The organism is Sphingomonas sp., from assembly GCF_035998645.1.
In the GTDB taxonomy this organism is placed as follows: domain Bacteria; phylum Pseudomonadota; class Alphaproteobacteria; order Sphingomonadales; family Sphingomonadaceae; genus Sphingomonas.
Genome location: NZ_DASYHL010000005.1, coordinates 1014901 through 1033473 on the forward strand (window position 1 = coordinate 1014901; position 18573 = coordinate 1033473).

Below are 18573 nucleotides of genomic sequence, written 5' to 3' on the forward strand. Positions count from 1 at the left end.
GGCGCGGTTGGTGCCGCTTCAGCACATCTGAAAACGGATCAGGCGACGATCTCGGCGGCGGGTCCGTGACCCAGAAAGCCAGACGGGCTCGCGCTCGCGCCATAAGCGCCCGCCAAGAACACCGCGACCAGATCGCCGACCTGCGCCTCGGGCAACGCGACCTTGTCGCCCAGCCGGTCGAGCGGCGTACACAGCGGCCCGACCACCGATACCGTCTCTGCCGCCTCCGCACCCATCTTGTCCGCAATCGCGATCGGATAGTTGCGCCGTACCACCGTGCCGAAATTTCCCGACGCGGCGAGCTGATGGTTGAGGCCCCCGTCACAGATCACGAAGGTCTCGTCCCCGCTGACCTTCCGGTCGACGATCCGCGTCAGATAGACGCCGCATTCCGCCGCGATCCACCGCCCCAGCTCGATCGCATAGGCCTGATCCGGATCGAGCACCTCGGCCAGCCGCGTGCCAACCATCCCGATGTCCACCGGCGTATCGCCCGAGAAATAGGGCACGCCCAGCCCACCGCCTATATTGACCAGCGGCGCCCGCGCGCCCACCGCCTCGGCCAGTTCGCGCGCCAGCCCGACGGTCGCCGCCTGCGTCTCGCAAATCGCTTCGCTGTCGAGCGCCTGCGACCCGGCAAAGATATGAAACCCCCGCCAGTCCGCGCCGGCAGCGATCAGCCGCTTGACCAGATCGGGCACCCGCACCGCATCGATCCCGAACGGCGAAGGCCGTCCGCCCATCTTCATGCCCGAGCCTTTCAGCTCGAAGGAAGGATTGACCCGCACCGCCAGCTTCGGCGTCACGCCCAGCCGCTCAGCCATAGCCAGCGCGCGGTCCGCCTCGCCCTCGGACTCCAGGTTCAGCGTCGCTCCGGCAACGATCGCCGCATCCAGCTCGACATCGCGTTTCCCCGGCCCGGCAAAGCTGATGTGCGCCGCATCCTTGACCGCCAGCGCCGTCGCCAGCTCGCCCCCGGACGCCACGTCCAGCCCGCCGACCAGCGGTGCCACCGCCGCAAGAAACGCCGGCAAAGGGTTGGCCTTGATCGCGAAATGGATCTCGACCGCATCCGGCAACGCCGCACGCAACTGCCCCAACCGCTCGCGCACGATCGCCGTGTCATAGACGAACAGCGGTGTCCCCGCCCGCGCCACCCAGTCGCGCGCCGCGCGTCCGGCGATTTGCAACTCCCCGCTCTGCCCCGCAAAATAAGGGGGGATCGGCCCCATCGGCTTCATGCCGTCATCTCCGCCTTCAGGCCCGACCGGTCGAGCTTCCCGTTCGCATTGCGCGGCAAATCGTCACGCCAGATGTAGCGCGTGGGCTGCATGAACGCCGGCAACTCGCGCCGCAACCGGTCGCGCAAGCCCGCCTCCGCCGCCTCCGCCGCGCCCCGCGCCACCGCGATCACCACCACCGCCTGCCCCAGCCGCGGATCGGGCACGCCCAGCGCCACCGCCTCACGCGCCTCGCCGCCTGCCAGCACCGCTTCCTCGACCTCGGTCGGACTGATCCGGTTGCCCGAAGATTTGATCATCTCGTCATCGCGCCCGACAAAGCGCAACAGCCCGTCCGCGCCCTCGACCACCGTATCGCCCGAAAACACCGCCATCCCGCCATAGCGGGACTCGGCCGGCGCAGGTTTGAACCGCAGCGCGGTCCGCTCCACATCCTGCCAATAGCCTTGCGCAACCAGCGGCCCGGCATGGACCAGTTCCCCCGCCTCGCCCGGATCGGCGCGCGTCCCATCGGGCCGCACCACCATGATCTCGGCGAACGGAATCGCCCGCCCCATCGATTCCGGATGCGCATCGACCAGCGCCGGATCGAGATAGGTCGACCGAAACGCCTCGGTCAGCCCGTACATGGGATAGAGGTCAGCCTCAGGGAACCGCGACCGCAACCCGCGCACCATGCCGATCGTCAGTGCCCCGCCGGAGTTGGTAAGCCGCTTCAGCTTCGCTGCCACCGCCTCCGGCCACTCCGCCTCCAGCAGCTGCGTCCACAACGGCGGAACCCCGGCAATCGTGGTGGCGTCATGCCGGTCCACCGCCTTGATGACATCCCGCGCGGTCAGATAATCCAGCGGGATCACCCGGCCTCCAGCGGCCCAAGTCGACAGCAGCTGGTTCTGCCCATAGTCAAAACTCAGCGGCAGCACGCCGAGCACGCGTTCGTCCGGCGTGACCTTCAGATAATGCGCCACGCTGATCGCACCCAGCCACAAATTGGCGTGGCTCAGCATCACCCCCTTGGGCCGCCCCGTAGACCCGGAGGTATAGAGGATCGCCGCCAGATCATCGGGATCGCGCAGGGAGTAGCCCAGCCCCTCGCCCGCCAGCGGCGCATCCGCATCGAACACGACGCGGCACCCCTCGGGCACATCGCCATCCTCCAGCGTCCCCGCCCGCGCGCCCTGCGTCAGCAACAGCCGCGCGCCGCTATCGGCCAGGATATGCGCCACCTGTGCGCGCTTGAGCACCGGGTTGACCGGCACATGCACCAATCCCGCCCGCGCCGCCGCCAGCGGCATCACGCACGCATGCCGCGTCTTGGGCAACCAGGTCGCAACCCGATCTCCCGGCTCCAGCCCCTGCCCGCGCAGCCACAATGCCAGCGCCGCGACCGCAGCCTCCAGCTCGCCATAACTCAGCGTCCCCGCACGATCATCCAGCGCAATCGCCTCAGGCACACCGCGCGTCGTCAGCGCATCGATCGGATAGGGTGTAGGGTCCAGTTCCACCATAAAGCCGCCTTACCCTGCATCGGTTAACGATCCAGTGTCCATTCGCGCGCTACTTGGCATCGCGGCGTCCAGCGCGTAACGGGCGCAAAACAACCGGGGATTTGGGGCCGTGCAGCCTGACGGATACAGTGAAGTCGAAGAAACCGTGCGCGGCGTGCTGCGCGACGTGCTGGGGATCGACGCCGCCCGCGCCGCGACCTTCGACGAAGCGACGCCTTTGTTCGGCGCGCTCCCCGAACTCGATTCGATGGCGGTCGCCGGCGTGCTGACCGAGATCGAGGATCGCCTCGGCATCATCATCGACGATGATGAGGTGGATGGCGACATGCTCGAGACGTTCGGCGCGCTGGTCCGCTTTGCCGCGTCCAAGGCGCTGAACTGATCCGCGCCGACGCCTATGACTGGCCCGGCGGCCGCGAAGCGATGCTCCGCTTCGGCCCCGGCACCGGCCCGGTCGTGGTCGTCGCGCTCCCCTTGTTCGAAGAAGCCAACCGCACCCGCGCCTTTGCGGTGACGATCCTGCGCGCGCTCGCCGATCGCGGGATTGCCGGGGTACTCCCCGACCTGCCCGGTCAGGGCGAAAGCCTGCTGCCCACCCACGAAGCGACGCTGGCAGGCCTCAACGAAGCCTTCGCCGCCGCCGTCTCCAGCCTCGGCCGCTCCGCCTACAGCCTCGCGATCCGCAGCGGCACCCTGCTCGACGGCTCCGCGCTCGTCGTCGCGCGCTACCACCTCTCCCCCGCAACGGGATCGGACCTGCGCCGCGAACTGATCCGCGCCCGCCAGGCATCGGCGCGCGAATCTGGCGAGCCATTTGACCCGGCGAGCATCGACACCGCAACCGATCCGGTCGAACTCGCCGGCAACTGCATCGCGCCGCAGTTGCTGGCCGAACTCGCCACCGCCACCCCGGCGACCACCGCCGTCCGCACCGTCCGTCTCGACACCGAAGCACGCCCGGCCGACGCCAAGATCGCCGGCAGCCCGCTATGGCGCCGGGCCGAGCCGGATAACGACGCCGATTTCGCCGCGCGCATCGCCGCCGACATCGCCGAATGGGTTGCGACATGCGAAGGCTGACACATTTCCGCTGCGCCGACGAAACCCTCGCCGCCACGCTCGACGAAGCGCCCGGCACCACCGGCCTGCTGATCGTCTCCGGCGGAAATGAAATCCGCATCGGCGCGCATCGCGGCATGGCCGAACTCGCCGCCACGATCGCCGCATCGGGCCATCCCGTATACCGCTACGACCGTCGCGGTATCGGCGATTCAACCGGCGAAAACAACGGCTTCGAGTCGACAGCGCAGGATATCTCTGAAGCCGCCGCGGCATTCCGCCGCGCAGCTCCCCACCTCACCCGCATCGTCGCCTTCGGCAATTGCGACGCCGCCAGCGCCCTCATCCTGTTCCACGCCCAGGCACCGATCGACGCGCTGATCCTGACCAACCCCTGGACGATCGAGCCCAGCGCCGACGGCAACGACCTCCCCCCCGCCGCCGCAATCCGCTCGCGCTATGTCGAGAAGCTCAAGAACCCGCGCGAGTTGCTTCGTCTGGTCACCGGTGGAGTGAATATCCGAAAACTTGTCAGCGGCTTGGCCAAAGCATCTGCCAAACAATCTCAGCCACCGACCAGCCTCGCCGCGCGCCTCGCCACGGCGCTGGCCGCGACCAAGGTGCCAGTAACGATCCTCCTCGCCGAACGCGACAACACCGCCCTCGCCTTCGCCGACCACTGGAAAAGCGAAACCTTCGCCCCCGCCCGCGCCCGCCACACGGTCACCACCTGCCCCACCGACAGCCACAGCTTCGCCCGGCCAGCGGACAAGGCATGGCTGACCGACCAGGTGCGCGCCGCGCTCGCACCCGAATAAATTAGGGCGCCCCCCGCAAGGGTGCTATGATCCTCCCGGGCAGCTTTGCCCCCTCTTCAATCGTCTGGACGTCGCTACCCGGGGATGGATCGCTCACCGCGAACCTCCGGCCTATTTGGGCCATGCCAATGCGTTCCGCGCCGTCACCGCTCCCCAACAGTCTGGGGATCGCGCTCGTCATCTCGTCTGCAACGCCGTTGCTGTTGCTGGACAAGGATCTGTGCGTGGAAGCCGCCAGCCGATCCTTCTGCAGCGCGTTCGAGCTCGACCCGGCAGAGGTGGTCGGCGTCGAATTGTGCGCACTCGGCGACGGTGAATGGGCCGCGGCCCAACTCCGCTCATTGTTGCGCGCGACGATGGCCGGCAGCGCCGCGATCGAAGCCTATGAAATGGACCTGATCCGCACCGGCCACCCCACTTTGTGCCTGATCCTCAACGCCCACCTGCTCGACCATGACGGCGCCGATCAGCGACGCATGGCGCTGGCCGTGCTCGACGTCACCGAGGTCCGAAAGGCCCAAAAGGCCTGGGCCGCCGCCGAGCGCGAAAAGGACGTGTTGCTGCGCGAACTGCAACACCGCGTCGCCAACAGCCTTCAGATCATCGCGAGCGTGCTGATGCAAAGCGCCCGCCGCGTCCAATCCGACGAGGCGCGGCTGCACCTCCACGACGCCCACCACCGCGTGATGTCGATCGCCACGCTGCAACGTCAGCTGGCCGCGGGCACGCCCGGTGACGTGATCCTGCGATTCTATCTGAACGACCTGTGCAACAGCATCGGCGCGTCCATGATCTTTGACCACAGCCTGACCCGCATCGACGTCATAGTCGATGACAGCGTCACCAGCTCCGACATATCGGTCAGCCTCGGCCTGATCGTCACCGAACTGGTCATCAACGCGCTCAAACACGCCTTCCCCGATCGTACCACGCCCGGCTGCATCACAGTCGAATATTGGAGCCGCCCGACGGGCTGGAAACTGACCGTCTCCGACGACGGCATCGGCATGCCCTACGAAGGCGAAGCGAAGAAACCCGGCCTCGGCACCGGCATCGTCGACGCCCTTTCCAACCAGCTCGACGCGACCGTCATCGTCACCGACACCGCGCCGGGCACGCGGGTGGCGATCACGCATCTGGAAAAGGTCTAGCCGCCTACCGCGCGCCCGCCTCCGCCGCCGGAATCACCCCCTCCGCCAGCAAGCGGTGCAGCGCATCGATATGCCCGCCCTCGCGCGCCGCATCGGATTTCGACGTCATGACGACCGTCAGCTTCAGGCTCGGCACGATATACAGCATCTGCCCGCCATAGCCCCAGCCATAGCGCACCGGGTGCCCGCCCATCTCGCCGACGAACCAGCCATAGCCATATTGCCCGCCGCTCCATGGCGACACGGCGCGCGGGGTCCAGCTTGCCGCGATCCATTCGGCGGGCAGGATGCGCTTACCGTCGATCACGCCGCCAAGGCGATAGAGCTCGCCGAACCGTGCGAGGTCGCGCGGGCTCATCAGCATGTCGTTGCCGCCGAAATACACGCCCTGCGGATCGCGCGGCCAAGGCGGGATGGTGATGCCCAGCGGCTCGCCCAGCCATTCGCGCGCCAGCTCCAGCGTGCTGCGCCCGCTGGCCCGCGTCAGCATCGCCGAGACGAGGTGACTGCTCCCGGTCGAATACAGCATCCCCCCGCCCGGCTCATCGACGAACGGCCGTGAGAGCGCAAAGCGGACCCAATTAGGGCTGGTCACCCAGCGCCCGTAATTCGGGCCAGACGTGCGCTCCAACCCCGCCTGCATCGACAGCAGATTGCCGAGCGTCAGCCGCGCCAGTCGCGGATCAGGATTGGCGGGCGCGTCGGCCCGCAACACCGACACCACCGGCTGATCCGCGCCCGTCAGCACCCCGCGCGCGATCGCGATTCCCGCCAGCGCGGACAGCACCGATTTCGACGCGGACTTGATATTCACCGCCCGGTCCAGCGGCGGCCCGCCATTAAAGCGATGCTCCGCCAGCGTCTGCCCGTCCCGCAACACCAGCAACGACCGCAACCGCGGCAACTCCTCCGCCGCCGCGACCGCCTGCGCCATCCCTGCCGGATCGAGCCCGGTCGTCGCGGGCGGAGCCTGTTCGCGGGTATCTCCTGTTGGAGCCTCTATGGGGGCAGGCGCGGCATTGCATCCGATCAACAGGATCGGGAGCAGCGCTTGCGCGGAAATCGACAATCGGGTGCGTGAAGGCATTGCGATCCAACGCCCCGCTGCCAGAGTTGATCCTGCCGGCGCCATCGGCACCGACACCGCACCCGGCACGCGAGTAGCAATCACGCATCTGGGCAAGGTTTCGGCGGGCTGCATTTACTGGCCCGGGGCGGCTCCCCCTGGTGGCCCTGTCCGACCCAGCGCCGTCAGGCGCGCGTCATCAGCCATGGACAAGTCAGCCTCACCGATTGCCCAATAGGCGTCGGCGCGCGTCATTAGTGAAAACCGATCATCCGGATCGAGCTTCAGTGCTTCGGTAAGATGCGCGATCACACGCCGATGATCCTTCCGATGTCTCGCAAGAATCGCCCGGCCACGCAGAACGAGGATCCAGGCGGGCTCCCCCTTCGCAACCCGCGCAAAGTCCGCCTCCGCACGCTTGGGGTCGTTCTGCAAGGCATAGGCGATCCCTCGGTTGGCCAGCGGATATGGGTCGTCGCGTTTGCGTTCATGCGCGATCGTGAAGTCGGCAACTGCCGCCGGCAGGTCACCCGCGTCCATCTTTGCAAACCCGCGTTCGGTATAAGCATCGTCGTTATCTGGGCGGAGTTTCAGCGAAGCGTCGAAATCCTCGATCGCGCGCCGGTAGTTACCCATTCGGGCGTAGATCAATGCGCGGTTGTAGAGCGTATAGGAATCGCGCGGGGCCAGCTTGAGAGCCGCCGAATAGTCCGCCAACGCCTCCCTATTTCGCTCCAGTCGCGCATGCACCCGTCCGCGCGCGGCCAGAATGTCCGAACGGTCTTCGGGGTCCAGCTCCTTGTCGGCGAGCATTGTCGTACAGCTCTTCAGGCTTTCGACCCACTCGGATTGCGCATCCGAATCGTCACACCGGGGCGTGATCTTGTCGTGATACAGCGCACCCGAGCCCAGGAACATCAACCCGGCCATGATGGCATTCCATGTCATCGACGACCAGTAGCCGATGGGCTGTTCAGCGCGGTCATAGCTGAGCGAAAGGCCACGGATCAGCGGCTCGGCCCTGCGATTGCGCCAGCCCTGAACTAACCTGCCCAGCGCATAACTGGCTAAAACGCCGAGCACCGTCGGTGCGAATCCGTCCCACGCGACCAGTTGTGGTGCAAAGGGCGTGAAGCTGAACACGCCAACCGCCAACATCGCCGTCAGAACAAGTGTGCTGACCAACAACTGCCTGCCCGAGCGCCAACTCAGGTCCGGCGCCGGAGCCGTGACGTCACGTACGCTCGTTCCCGCCCGAATATGCTGGACGACATAGGTCGCGGGCCCGACCCCCGCAGCTATAAGGAAGAGAATAAGCCCGATCTGGGCCGGCAGATCGTCGAACACATCCTGACCGTGACCGAACTTGCCATTTTGGGCAAGCCGCCACCATGCGCGTGGGACGCCCCCTCCCAGCCGGGGGGCTTTCCTACAACACCCCGAAAAGCGCATAAACTGGTCGATGCGCACCCGACTCGCCCAGCCCTGCAGAAACCGCCGCAAACCACGGCTGCGCCGCACCGCGCAACGTCGTCCCGACAATGTCAGCCGACTGTCAGTTTCCGCACCCCGCGCACGTCATACACCGCATATTCTGTCAGCTTCGTCACCCGAAGCTGACAGGATCGCACGCGTTGCCCGAAACTTCGTCAGTTTCCCCGGATCACTCCGCGGCCTGCGCAACCGCCTCGAAATCGGCCTCGGCCAGGAAGCGTTCGGCATCCAGCGCGGCCATGCACCCCGTGCCCGCCGCCGTGATCGCCTGACGATAGACCTTGTCCATGACGTCGCCGCACGCGAACACGCCGGGCACGCTGGTGCGCGTCGTCCCGGTCTCGACCGTGATGTAGCTATCCTCGTCCAGCTCCAGATGCCCGCGGAACAGCTCGGTCGCCGGGTGGTGGCCGATCGCGACGAAGCCGCCCTCGACATCGATGCGCGACTCCTCGCCAGTCACGCGGTCCTTCAAGTCCAGCGCCACCAGCCCCTCAGGGTCGCCGCCGCCGACGAACTCGACGACTTCCTTGTTCCACAGCACCTTGATCTTGGGATTGGCGAACAGCCGCTCCTGCAGGATCTTTTCGGCGCGCAGCGTGTCGCGGCGGTGAATCAGCGTCACGTCATGGCTGTGGTTGGTCAGGTACAGCGCCTCTTCGACCGCAGTGTTGCCGCCGCCGATCACCGCGACCTTCTTGCCGCGATAGAAGAAACCGTCGCAGGTCGCACAGGCGCTCGCGCCCTTGCCCTTCATCGCCTCTTCGCTCTCCAGCCCAAGCCACTTGGCTTGCGCCCCGGTCGCGATCACCAGCGTGTCGCCCGAATAGACGGTGCCGCCATCGCCGATCAGGCGGAACGGGCGCTGCGACAAATCCACCTCGACGATCGAATCATACATCATCTGCGCGCCGACATGCTCGGCCTGCGCCTGCATCTCTTCCATCAGCCACGGGCCCTGGATCACTTCGCGAAAGCCGGGATAATTCTCGACATCGGTGGTCGTGGTCAGCTGGCCGCCCGGCTGAACCCCTTGCACCACGATCGGGGCGAGCCCCGCGCGCGCACCATAGATGGCGGCGGACAGGCCGGCGGGGCCGGAACCGAGGATCAGCATGCGGGTCGAGTGGGTGGCGGTCATTCGAGAATCCTGTTGAGCCCCATGAAGCGGGTGGCGGTGCCGCATCTAGGGGTTCGGCACCGCCGATGGCAACATGGGTGGTGCCCGCGCGCCTTCCAGCAAAGCGATTCTGTTGTGGACGAAAGCCGGTTGAAGGGCGGCGCGCGGCTGGGCAGACTGGCGGCATGACACTTCGCCGCACCCTGCTCGCCGCAGCCTTGCTGCTCCCCCTCCCCGCGCTCGCGCAGACGGAAGTACCTGCACCCGCTCCAGCCCCGAAGCCGGCGACACAGAAAGTGGCAATCGACACCAGCATGGGCCGCATCGTGCTGGAGATAGAGACACAGCGCGCACCGATCACCGCGCGCAATTTCCTGCGCTATGCCGATCAGAAGCGGCTCGACGGCATCGCATTCTACCGGACAGTCAAGGTCGCAGACAAATTCGGCTTCATCCAGTTCGGGATCGACAACGACCCCAAACGCATCCTCCCGCCGATCAAGCATGAGCCGACGACGCTGACCGGGGTGAAGCACGTCAACGGCGCAATCTCCACCGCGCGGCTGGCACCGGGCACCGCGCGCGGCGAGTTCACGATCAGCGTCGGGGACCAGCCCTCGCTCGACGCCGACCCGTCAAAGCCCGGCGACAATCTCGGCTATGCCGCCTTCGGCAAGGTGGTCGAAGGGATGGAGGTGGTGTGGAAGATTTTGGACGCCCCGACCTCGCCAACTGCAGGTGAAGGCGTGATGAAAGGGCAGATGCTCAGTCCGAAGATCCGGATCCTGAAGGTGAGCCGAGTGCCTTAAAACGCACTGAACAGCAGGAGGATGAACAGCCAGAACAGCAAAGACCCGCACACGATCATCAGGAAGCCCGAACCCGCTGGCATCGAATCGTCCATCGCGATCACGTCGCGATCATCGGCGCTGGCAATCTTGTGGTAAGAAGACATCGCAACTCTCCAGTCGATGTTGCCGTATCTGCCATGTGCTCTGGGGGTTGCCCATATCGGAAAAGTCCGATCGGGTTTCTACGGATGTCGGCGTTAACCTTCCCGATCACGGCGCCAGCGGGTATTTTTCGGCCAACGCGGCGCGGACATCGGCGACCTTGATCGCTCGCCACTGCCGCGAAGGTTCCTCACCCGCCGCCAGGCTGATCGGTCGGATCAACAGGCGGTACTCGAACCCCTGCGGCGTCCCGCCCCCGGCGCTGTAACCATGATAGCCATAGGTGACAGTGCGCTCGACCAGCAACGCACTTTCGATGATGAAGGCATCCTTCCCCAGGCCTCGAACATGGTCCGCCGCGACCAGCATCGCCGCCTCCTCGACCATCGCCGGGCTGGCCGAAAGGCTGCCCATCCGTAGATTGACCAATTGGGGATCGTCGCCCTTCATGACCCGATACCCTTCCATATTGGTGCGCCAGAAATTGCTCCCCTCGTCTCGCATGCTGGGCTTGGCATCGGCATGCTCGCCGCGCGGAAGCAGCTTCACCAGATCATCGAAACCCATCTGCAGCATCTTGGTGGTGCCCACGTCCTGCATCCGTCGGATCTCTTCGATCGTCGCATCGATGGCCCGCGATTCCGCCGGGCCATCGGCACGCAGCTGCGCGATCAGGTCGGACATGACCACCATCGCCTCGCCGCGCGGCCGCTCGGGCTCGTCGGCGAGCGACTTCATCGTCATCTTGCCGGCACGCAACCGCAACGCGATCGCCCGCGACCAATCGTCGAGCACCTCGGTCGCCTTGTCCCCGGCCGCGACGCGCCGCCGAAAATCTTCCTCGACCCGCTTGGGCTGCTTGCGTCCATCAGGGCGTGGCGGCGGCGGCTCGACCGCAAAGGCAACCTCGTCCCGTGCGCCCTTCAACTCGATCGCCGATTGCTCGGTCTTGCCCGCCGCCAGCAATGCATAAGCTCGGGCACCCCGGATCGCGGCGCGCCCCTGGATCTCTTCATATTTACGATCCGCATCACCGCTCAGCGACCATTCGCCGCGGTTCTTCGGCAGGTCAAAACTGATCTGCTCGGCATAGAGCGCGGCATTCTCAAAATCCCCGGTCTGCAGCGCGATCATCAGCATCAGCCGCAGCATGACCGGATTGTAGGATGCCTGCTCGCGCAACTGGGCGATGCGGTTGCCCCGATCGGTATCGAACAACAACCGGATCGCCGAGGCGAGCCGGCGCACGCTCGCCGAATAGGGCCGCCGCGCGATGATCGAATCGAGCATCTTATGTGCGTCGGCAGCCTTTTTGGTGCGGTAGAGCGCGACGGCGCGCAGTGCGTCGCTGCCGAGCCGAATGGCGGCGAGTTCGTCGCGCGTTGCATAAGTGGCGTGGAAGGCGTCGAACTCGTCGAGCGTCGCCAATGCGGTTTCGTCGCTCTTCTCAGCGAGTTCGTGCAGTGCGCGGGCGCGCAGCAGCGAGAGGCGGCGGTTGCGGAATTCGGGGACCAGCATCGGGTCGGCGAGTGTTCGTTCGCACGCCGCGCTACCCTGCACGCCGAACGATCGCAGGCGGATGCCGTAGTTCGGACCCAGTCCGCCCCAACCGCGGTGTTCGGGCTGTTTTTCGCCGGGCTTCAGCTTCTTCTTCGGGTTCGGGACGGGATAGCCGTCACAGGTCGGATAGTCGGCTGCAACCGCAGGCTGGGCGGCGACCGGGGCAGGCGGTGGCGGCGGGGATGGCACTTCGACCACCTTGGTCTGCCCCGCCTGTGCGCCACCTATTGCCCCACCGGTCGCCAATGCGCCGGCCAGCACCGTCCAGAATCCGTTCACCGAAAGCCCCCTTGCGATTCGCAGGACGATAGCTTCGGCAATCCGGGGCAGAAAGCGGCAACGAAACGAGGCGCAGCCCTGCCCCGACGCCCCAATTACTCGACCGGCTTCACCTCAAGCCCGGTCCACTTGGCTGCGAAGGCGTAGAGGTCGGACGTCTCCTCGATCACCTTGTCGGTCGGCTTACCAGCGCCATGCCCGGCCCGCGTTTCGATGCGGACGAGGTGCGGCTTGGGGCCGATGTCCGCCGCCTGGAGCGCGGCGGTGTATTTGAAGGTGTGGCCCGGAACGACGCGGTCGTCGGTGTCGGCGGTCGTTGCCAGGATCGCCGGATAGGTCTTGCCCGACTGGATGTTGTGGTACGGCGAATAGGCGCGCAGCCGCTTCCAGTCGGCTTCCTTCGACGGATAACCATAATCGTCGACCCAATAGCGGCCGGCGGTGAAGCGGTCGAAGCGAAGCATGTCCATCACGCCGACGGCCGGCATTGCCGCCGCGAACAGGTCGGGCCGCTGGTTGACCACCGCACCGACGAGCAGGCCACCGTTCGACCCGCCCTGGATCGCCAGGCCGTCCTTCTTCGTAACGCCCTGAGCGATCAGATATTCGCCGGCAGCGATGAAGTCGTCGAACACATTCTGCTTGTTCGCCAGGCGACCGCCGTCATGCCACGCCTTGCCATATTCGCCGCCGCCGCGGATGTTGGCGAGGACGAACGCTCCGCCCTGCTCCATCCATGCAACCCGCGCCGCGGAGAAGGCCGGGGTGTAGGCAATGTTGAACCCGCCATAGCCCCACAGGATCGTCGGCGCAGGACCGGTCGTCGTCTTCTTGCGCACCACGAACATCGGGACGCGGGTGCCGTCCTTCGACGTGTAGAATTTCTGATCGACCACATAGTCGGTCGGGTTGAACGCGACCTTGGGCTGCGCCCAGACCGTCGCCTTGTCGGTCGCGACGTCGTAGCGGAAGATGGTCGTGGGATAGTTGAAGCTGGTGAAGGCGAAGAACGTCTCATTCTCGTCCGGCTCGCCGCCAAAGCCCGCTGCGGTACCGATGCCCGGCAGCGATACCTTGCCCAGCAGCTTGCCGTCGAGCGCGTGGCGCCGCACTTCGGTCTTGGCGTCGACCAGATAGGACAGGATCAGCTTGCCGCCGACGATCGACGCGCTGCCCAGCACTGCGGCATCCTGAGCCACGATTTCGCGCGGGGTCAGGTCGGCGCTGGCGACGTCGATGGTGACGACACGGCTGCGCGGCGCATCCTTGTTGGTCGACAGATAGAAGGTCGATCCGACATTGCCGATCACCGACCACTCATTGGTCAGTTCGCCGATGATCGCCTTCGGCTTGGCCGCCGGATTCTTGAGGTCGATGACGTGCAGCAGGTTGCGGTTGTCGGTCCCTTCGCTGGTGTAGATTACCAGCCAGCGGCCATCGTCGGTCAGGCCCGAATAGTGGCTCTGCTTGGGCTGGGCCGGGGTTTCATAGACCAGCCGGTCGGCGCTCTGCGGCGTGCCGAGCTTGTGGAAATAGATGCGGTGATTTTCGTTCAGCGCCTGGAACTTGGCGTCGGCCGGCGGCTCGGGATAGCGCGAGTAGTAGAAGCCCGACCCGTCCTTGGCCCAGGACGCGGCCATGGCGAACTTGGCCCATTCGATCTTGTCGTCGAGCACCTTGCCGGTCGCGACGTCGAGGACGCGGATCGTGCGCCAGTCGCTGCCGCCATCCTGGATCGAATAGGCAAGCAGCTTGCCATCTTCCGACGGGAGCCATTCGCCGAGCGCCGTCGCGCCATCGGCCGCCCAGCTATTTGGATCGATCAGAACGCGGCCTTCGCCATTCAGGCCATCACGGACATACAGGACCGCCTGGTTCTGAAGCCCGGAGTTGCGCGAGTAGAAATAGCGCGTGCCCTTGCGATACGGCATCCCGAAGCGCTCATAGTCGAACAGCTTGGTCAGGCGCGCCTTGAACGCGTCGCGGCCGGGCAGCGTGTCGAGATAGGCGTCGGTGACCTTGTTCTGTGCCGCCACCCACTCGGCCACTTCCTTGTCGTTGCGGACGTCGTTTTCGAGCCAGCGATAGGGATCGGCGACCTTTTCCCCGAACGCCTCGTCGACGACATCGACGCGGCGGGTGTCGGGATAGGAAAGCGGTGCGGTCATGGTCGGCGCGGACTCCGGGCTGGCAACGGCGATGGGCGAAACGAACAAAAGCGGCAGGGCGAGAATCGACGCGCGGCGCATTGGTATCTCCTGAAACGGAAGCGCCTTACCCTATTGCCACACTGCGCCGGGTCAAGCGGGGCGTCCGACGAACCTGACGAAAAAGCGGGGGTTTTCGGCTGACGCGACCGGTTTGCGACCGCAACAGGACGCCAACGCGACAGTCACGCGCCGTTCGGACGACAGTCACGCAAACGACGTCAGCGCGCTTTCATAGGCGACCCAGCTCATTACCATCAGCGGGAGCGTCGCAAAGGCGAGTGCCACTGCGTTACCGGCCCCATGTCCATGCGTGCGTTTCATCTGATCCTCCTGCGCCGCAATGTTTGCAGGGCGCGTGCCAAGTCGGCGATCGGCGGATTTCCGTCGGTTCTTCCGTTGGGCACTAGATGGGGAGTCGGACGCAGCGCCAAAGTTCAGCGATTCTTACGGGGGCGCAACATTAGCTTGGGGCGGCATGCCGTGGCAGGATGGGGTGGATGATCCTATCTGCCCTGATCCTTGCCACCACGCCGCAGACCGACCCCGCCGCCGATGCCAGCGCGTGTATCCGCGTGGTGCCACCGGCCAGCGGTACAATCGGGACGCTGGAAAATCGCTGTCCCGAGCGGCTGGTGGTGTTCATGTGCGTGACCGCGCCGCCGATCGCCGAGCGCGAGACCTATTTCGACTGCGCCAAGGGGCAGGTCGGCAGCTACGACGTGAAGGCAGCGGGCAGCGCGCCCGCGATCTTTGCCGGGGCGCGGCGGGTGCACCTGTTCGCGTGCCGGTTTCCGCAATTTCTGCCGCGTGATGTGCGGTACCATCATGGGCGGGGGTTGAAGGGGGTTTGTCGGTGAGGGGATTACTCCTTCGTCCGTCATGCTGAACTTGTTTCAGCATCCACCCCGCCACCCGCTGCTCACTCGCTTGTGCAGCGGTGGATCCTGAAACAAGTTCAGGATGACGGGAGAAGAAGGCTAACAAGAAGAAGAAGAAGAAGACCCTCCCCAACCCCTCCCGCAAGCGGGAGGGGCTAAAGAAGAAGAGTGGAATTGCGCGTCAACTGCCAGCCTCATCAATCCTCCCCCGCCAGGGGGAGGTGTCAGCGCAGCTGAAGGAGGGGGAGGAAGCACGACGGCACGAGGCGATAGCGCGAAGCCGTCCTCCCCCTCCGTCGCCTTCGGCGCCACCTCCCCCTGCCGGGGGAGGATATTTGAAGGACGGGCAACGCCCCAAACGAGAAGGGGCGGCCGCACCGTCGTGCGACCGCCCCAGCTCTGGTCGATGAAGCGCCCGAAATCAGGCGGCTTCGTCGAAATCCTCGTCGGTCATCACCGGACCCGAGTCCTGGCCCTTGGCCGAGACGTCGCGGTCGACGAATTCGATGATCGCCATCGGTGCCGCGTCCGACGCGCGCGGGCCGGCCTTGATGATGCGGGTGTAGCCACCGTTGCGGTCGGCGTAGCGCGACGCAAGCACGTCGAACAGCTTCACCAGCTGCGCATCGTCGAGCAGACGCGCGTGCGCGAGACGGCGGTTCGAAAGACCACCCTTCTTCGCCAGCGTGATCAGCTTTTCGACGTAAGGACGCAGTTCCTTCGCCTTGGCGACGGTGGTGGTGATCTGCTCATGCTTGATCAGCGCGGCCGACATGTTGCGGAACAGCGCAATGCGATGTGCCGAGGTGCGCTGAAGCTTACGACCGCCGTATTTATGACGCATGGTATTTCCTTCGTTCGTTAAGGGGCCGTCTTACGGAACCCCAGACCAGGCAGCACTTGGGGTGGCTGCCCATCGACCCTTCTTCCAGGAGGCCCGCCGCGGCAAAGCCGCGGCGTCAGACGGAGCCTTCGGCCCCGCTGGCCGGGCTGGCGCTGTCTCCGGGTTAGCTTGCGCTAACCCGGTGCAGCTTAGCCCATAATTTCCTGTTCGAGCTTCTTGGCCATCTCTTCGATGTTCTCAGGCGGCCAGCCCGGGATTTCCATGCCGAGGCGCAGACCCATCGACGACAGCACTTCCTTGATTTCGTTCAGCGACTTGCGGCCGAAATTCGGGGTGCGCAGCATCTCGGCTTCGGTCTTCTGGACCAGATCGCCGATATAGATGATGTTGTCGTTCTTGAGGCAGTTGGCCGAACGGACCGACAGCTCCAACTCGTCCACCTTCTTGAGCAGGTAGCGGTTGATCGTCGCGGTGTCGCTGGTGCCTTCGGAAGCCGTCGACTGGGCGGCGACGCCGACCGGCGCGCTGCGGGTGATCGCCGAATCGTCGAAGTGGACGAACAGCGCCAACTGGTCCTGAAGGATGCGCGCGGCATATGCGAGCGCGTCTTCCGGCGTGACGGTGCCGTCGGTTTCGATCGACAGGCTCAGCTTGTCATAGTCGAGTTCCTGCCCAACGCGGGTGTTCTCGACCTTGTAGCTGACCTGGCGGACCGGCGAGTAGAGCGCATCGACCGGGATCAGACCGATCGGCGCATCGGCCGGACGGTTGGCACTGGCGGGGACATAGCCCTTGCCGGTGTCGGCGATGAGTTCCATGTTGAGCACCGCACCATCGTCGAGATGGCACAGCACCAGTTCCGGGTTCATCACTTCGATGTCGCCCGAGACGGCGATGTCGCCGGCCTTGACTTCCGCCGGGCCGGTTGCGCTGAGCTGAAGGCGCTTGGCGCCCTCACCCTGCATGCGCAGAGCGATCTGCTTCACGTTGAGCACGAGATCGGTGACGTCTTCGCGCACGCCGGCGAGCGAGCTGAACTCGTGCAGGACGTTTTCGATCTTGATCGACGTGACCGCAGCGCCCTGAAGCGACGAGAGCAGCACGCGACGCAGCGCGTTGCCCAGCGTCAGGCCAAAACCACGCTCAAGGGGTTCGGCGACGAACGTCGCCTTGCTCTTGCCGTCACCGCCCTTTTTCTCAAGGCCGTTCGGCTTCTTCAGTTCCTGCCAGTTCTTTGCATTGACAGACACAGGCTTCCCCAAGGTTGGGCAGGATGAGGGGTGCATCCTGCCAGTAGAGAGAACCGCCACACCCCGGCCCGGCTTCCCGGACCGCAGGCGAAGCGGAAAGGTAAATCAGACGCGACGACGCTTGCTGGGGCGCACGCCGTTGTGCGGGATCGAGGTCACGTCGCGGATCGACGTGATCTGGAAACCGACCGACTGGAGGGCGCGCAGGGCGCTCTCACGGCCCGAACCGGGGCCCTTTACCTCGACTTCGAGCGTACGGACGCCGTGCTCGGCAGCCTTGCGGCCTGCGTCCTCGGCAGCGACCTGGGCCGCATACGGGGTCGACTTGCGCGAACCCTTGAAGCCCATCATGCCCGCCGACGACCAGCTGATCGCGTTGCCCTGGGCGTCAGTGATCGTGATCATGGTGTTGTTGAAGCTGGCGTTCACATGGGCGACGCCGGAGGTGATGTTCTTGCGTTCGCGACGGCGAAGACGCTGCGGTGCTTGTGCCATTGTTCAGTAATCCTTCGAGTTTCGAAGCAGGCGGGCCGCTGTGAGGCGGCCCAGCGGCTTACTTCTTCTTGCCGGCGATCGGCTTCGCCTTGCCCTTGCGGGTGCGCGCATTGGTATGCGTGCGCTGACCGCGGACAGGCAGACCCTTGCGATGACGCAGGCCGCGATAGCAGGCGAGGTCCATCAGGCGCTTGATGTTCATCGCGGTTTCGCGACGAAGATCACCCTCAACCGTGTGGTCAGCGTCAATGGCTTCGCGGATCTGCAGCACTTCCTGATCGGTCAGGTCCTGCACGCGACGCTCGAGCGTGATGCCGAGCTTTTCGGTGATCTGCTTGGCCTTTGCCGGGCCGATGCCGTGGATATACTGAAGCGCAATCAGAACGCGCTTGTTGGTGGGCAAGTTAACGCCCGCAATACGTGCCATGAAATAGGTTCTCCCAGCTCCACGGGGCGTGCATGGCAGCATGCCCCATCTCGTCGCGTTGACCCGGAACGCAAGCGCGCGGCAGACATGCACGCACGCCGCCGTTCACCGGTGTTTCGGAAGATGGGCGACATATTGACCGCGGCCCGCACTGTCAAGCGCCGGGTCCGGGGAAAATCTGGTTCTGGTGACATACACCAAATCAGACCCCCGGCCAAGC

At 65.4% G+C, this 18573-nt stretch carries 18 protein-coding genes; 6 read left to right on the forward strand and 12 right to left on the reverse strand.

The genetic code is table 11. The annotated features are described in order from the left end of the window. Positions 1-38 precede the first annotated feature (38 nt). Together VGN66_RS18480 and VGN66_RS18485 are read right to left on the reverse strand one after the other, a co-directional pair. Positions 39-1241 carry a pyridoxal-dependent decarboxylase, exosortase A system-associated gene (locus VGN66_RS18480; RefSeq protein ID WP_327520235.1) on the reverse strand — a complete coding sequence of 401 codons (1203 nt, stop codon included), beginning with the start codon at positions 1239-1241 and terminating at the stop codon, positions 39-41. Continuing rightward, a complete protein-coding gene (locus VGN66_RS18485; RefSeq protein ID WP_327520236.1) occupies positions 1238-2749 on the reverse strand; it encodes an AMP-binding protein in 1512 nt (503 codons plus the stop codon). The genes VGN66_RS18480 and VGN66_RS18485 overlap by 4 nt, the downstream gene beginning before the upstream one ends. A 109-nt stretch (positions 2750-2858) precedes the next feature. Here VGN66_RS18485 and VGN66_RS18490 point away from each other — a divergent pair, with 109 nt between their 5' ends. The 4 genes from VGN66_RS18490 to VGN66_RS18505 all read left to right on the forward strand — a co-directional run bounded on the left by VGN66_RS18490 (position 2859) and on the right by VGN66_RS18505 (position 5777). Further along, the gene (locus VGN66_RS18490) at positions 2859-3131 is read left to right on the forward strand and encodes an acyl carrier protein (RefSeq protein WP_327520237.1); all 273 of its coding nucleotides are present in this window, start codon (positions 2859-2861) and stop codon (positions 3129-3131) included. Positions 3132-3172: 41 nt separating this feature from the next. Beyond that, complete coding sequence (locus tag VGN66_RS18495) at positions 3173-3829, forward strand: hypothetical protein (protein ID WP_327520238.1); 657 nt, start codon at positions 3173-3175, stop codon at positions 3827-3829. Then, entirely contained in the window at positions 3817-4626 is an 810-nt protein-coding gene (locus VGN66_RS18500) for a hydrolase 1, exosortase A system-associated (RefSeq protein WP_327520239.1), read from the forward strand. Before VGN66_RS18495 ends, VGN66_RS18500 begins: the two co-directional genes overlap by 13 nt. A gap of 128 nt (positions 4627-4754) precedes the next feature. Further along, positions 4755-5777 (forward strand): sensor histidine kinase, encoded by a 1023-nt coding sequence (locus VGN66_RS18505; RefSeq protein WP_327520240.1) that lies wholly within the window; start codon positions 4755-4757, stop codon positions 5775-5777. A gap of 4 nt (positions 5778-5781) precedes the next feature. On the opposite strand, the gene VGN66_RS18510 is transcribed toward VGN66_RS18505, so the two are convergent. The 3 genes from VGN66_RS18510 to trxB all read right to left on the reverse strand — a co-directional run bounded on the left by VGN66_RS18510 (position 5782) and on the right by trxB (position 9478). After that, the gene (locus tag VGN66_RS18510) at positions 5782-6864 is read right to left on the reverse strand and encodes a serine hydrolase (RefSeq protein ID WP_327520241.1); all 1083 of its coding nucleotides are present in this window, start codon (positions 6862-6864) and stop codon (positions 5782-5784) included. Between the two features lie 114 nt (positions 6865-6978). Beyond that, positions 6979-8190, reverse strand: a complete 1212-nt coding sequence (locus VGN66_RS18515; protein ID WP_327520242.1) for a tetratricopeptide repeat protein — start codon at positions 8188-8190, stop codon at positions 6979-6981. A 316-nt stretch (positions 8191-8506) separates the two neighbouring features. Further along, complete coding sequence (gene trxB, locus VGN66_RS18520) at positions 8507-9478, reverse strand: thioredoxin-disulfide reductase (RefSeq protein WP_327520243.1); 972 nt, start codon at positions 9476-9478, stop codon at positions 8507-8509. 164 nt (positions 9479-9642) lie between these two features. Here trxB and VGN66_RS18525 point away from each other — a divergent pair, with 164 nt between their 5' ends. After that, the gene (locus tag VGN66_RS18525; RefSeq protein ID WP_327520244.1) at positions 9643-10266 is read left to right on the forward strand and encodes a peptidylprolyl isomerase; all 624 of its coding nucleotides are present in this window, start codon (positions 9643-9645) and stop codon (positions 10264-10266) included. Here the strand turns inward: VGN66_RS18525 and VGN66_RS18530 are convergent. The 3 genes from VGN66_RS18530 to VGN66_RS18540 form a co-directional block, all read right to left on the reverse strand. After that, positions 10263-10412, reverse strand: a complete 150-nt coding sequence (locus tag VGN66_RS18530) for a hypothetical protein (protein WP_327520245.1) — start codon at positions 10410-10412, stop codon at positions 10263-10265. The two genes, VGN66_RS18525 and VGN66_RS18530, sit on opposite strands and share 4 nt — an antisense overlap. A 106-nt stretch (positions 10413-10518) precedes the next feature. Next, positions 10519-12249: a hypothetical protein gene (locus tag VGN66_RS18535; RefSeq protein WP_327520246.1), complete on the reverse strand. Its 1731-nt coding sequence runs from the start codon at positions 12247-12249 to the stop codon at positions 10519-10521. 95 nt (positions 12250-12344) lie between these two features. Next, complete coding sequence (locus VGN66_RS18540) at positions 12345-14498, reverse strand: prolyl oligopeptidase family serine peptidase (protein ID WP_327520247.1); 2154 nt, start codon at positions 14496-14498, stop codon at positions 12345-12347. 458 nt (positions 14499-14956) lie between these two features. Between VGN66_RS18540 and VGN66_RS18545 the strand changes: the two genes are divergently transcribed. After that, positions 14957-15316 (forward strand): hypothetical protein, encoded by a 360-nt coding sequence (locus VGN66_RS18545; RefSeq protein ID WP_327520248.1) that lies wholly within the window; start codon positions 14957-14959, stop codon positions 15314-15316. 442 nt (positions 15317-15758) lie between these two features. Here the strand turns inward: VGN66_RS18545 and rplQ are convergent, their stop codons facing one another. The 4 genes from rplQ to rpsM form a co-directional block, all read right to left on the reverse strand. After that, positions 15759-16181 (reverse strand): 50S ribosomal protein L17, encoded by a 423-nt coding sequence (rplQ, locus tag VGN66_RS18550; RefSeq protein WP_327520249.1) that lies wholly within the window; start codon positions 16179-16181, stop codon positions 15759-15761. A gap of 188 nt (positions 16182-16369) precedes the next feature. Then, positions 16370-17431: a DNA-directed RNA polymerase subunit alpha gene (locus VGN66_RS18555; RefSeq protein WP_327520250.1), complete on the reverse strand. Its 1062-nt coding sequence runs from the start codon at positions 17429-17431 to the stop codon at positions 16370-16372. Between the two features lie 105 nt (positions 17432-17536). After that, the gene (gene rpsK, locus VGN66_RS18560; RefSeq protein ID WP_224920750.1) at positions 17537-17926 is read right to left on the reverse strand and encodes a 30S ribosomal protein S11; all 390 of its coding nucleotides are present in this window, start codon (positions 17924-17926) and stop codon (positions 17537-17539) included. Positions 17927-17984: 58 nt separating this feature from the next. After that, complete coding sequence (gene rpsM, locus VGN66_RS18565) at positions 17985-18353, reverse strand: 30S ribosomal protein S13 (RefSeq protein ID WP_327520251.1); 369 nt, start codon at positions 18351-18353, stop codon at positions 17985-17987. Positions 18354-18573 lie beyond the last annotated feature (220 nt).

Bases quoted from the DNA above. Each gene is read 5' to 3' on its own strand.
- trxB (WP_327520243.1), bottom strand. From the start codon at position 9,478: ATGACCGCCACCCACTCGACCCGCATGCTGATCCTCGGTTCCGGCCCC.
- VGN66_RS18500 (WP_327520239.1), top strand. From the start codon at position 3,817: ATGCGAAGGCTGACACATTTCCGCTGCGCCGACGAAACCCTCGCCGCC.
- rpsM (WP_327520251.1), bottom strand. From the start codon at position 18,353: ATGGCACGTATTGCGGGCGTTAACTTGCCCACCAACAAGCGCGTTCTG.
- VGN66_RS18510 (WP_327520241.1), bottom strand. From the start codon at position 6,864: ATGCCTTCACGCACCCGATTGTCGATTTCCGCGCAAGCGCTGCTCCCG.
- VGN66_RS18545 (WP_327520248.1), top strand. From the start codon at position 14,957: ATGATCCTATCTGCCCTGATCCTTGCCACCACGCCGCAGACCGACCCC.
- VGN66_RS18485 (WP_327520236.1), bottom strand. From the start codon at position 2,749: ATGGTGGAACTGGACCCTACACCCTATCCGATCGATGCGCTGACGACG.
- VGN66_RS18530 (WP_327520245.1), bottom strand. From the start codon at position 10,412: ATGTCTTCTTACCACAAGATTGCCAGCGCCGATGATCGCGACGTGATC.
- rpsK (WP_224920750.1), bottom strand. From the start codon at position 17,926: ATGGCACAAGCACCGCAGCGTCTTCGCCGTCGCGAACGCAAGAACATC.
- VGN66_RS18480 (WP_327520235.1), bottom strand. From the start codon at position 1,241: ATGAAGCCGATGGGGCCGATCCCCCCTTATTTTGCGGGGCAGAGCGGG.
- VGN66_RS18525 (WP_327520244.1), top strand. From the start codon at position 9,643: ATGACACTTCGCCGCACCCTGCTCGCCGCAGCCTTGCTGCTCCCCCTC.
- VGN66_RS18505 (WP_327520240.1), top strand. From the start codon at position 4,755: ATGCGTTCCGCGCCGTCACCGCTCCCCAACAGTCTGGGGATCGCGCTC.
- VGN66_RS18495 (WP_327520238.1), top strand. From the start codon at position 3,173: ATGCTCCGCTTCGGCCCCGGCACCGGCCCGGTCGTGGTCGTCGCGCTC.
- VGN66_RS18540 (WP_327520247.1), bottom strand. From the start codon at position 14,498: ATGCGCCGCGCGTCGATTCTCGCCCTGCCGCTTTTGTTCGTTTCGCCC.
- rplQ (WP_327520249.1), bottom strand. From the start codon at position 16,181: ATGCGTCATAAATACGGCGGTCGTAAGCTTCAGCGCACCTCGGCACAT.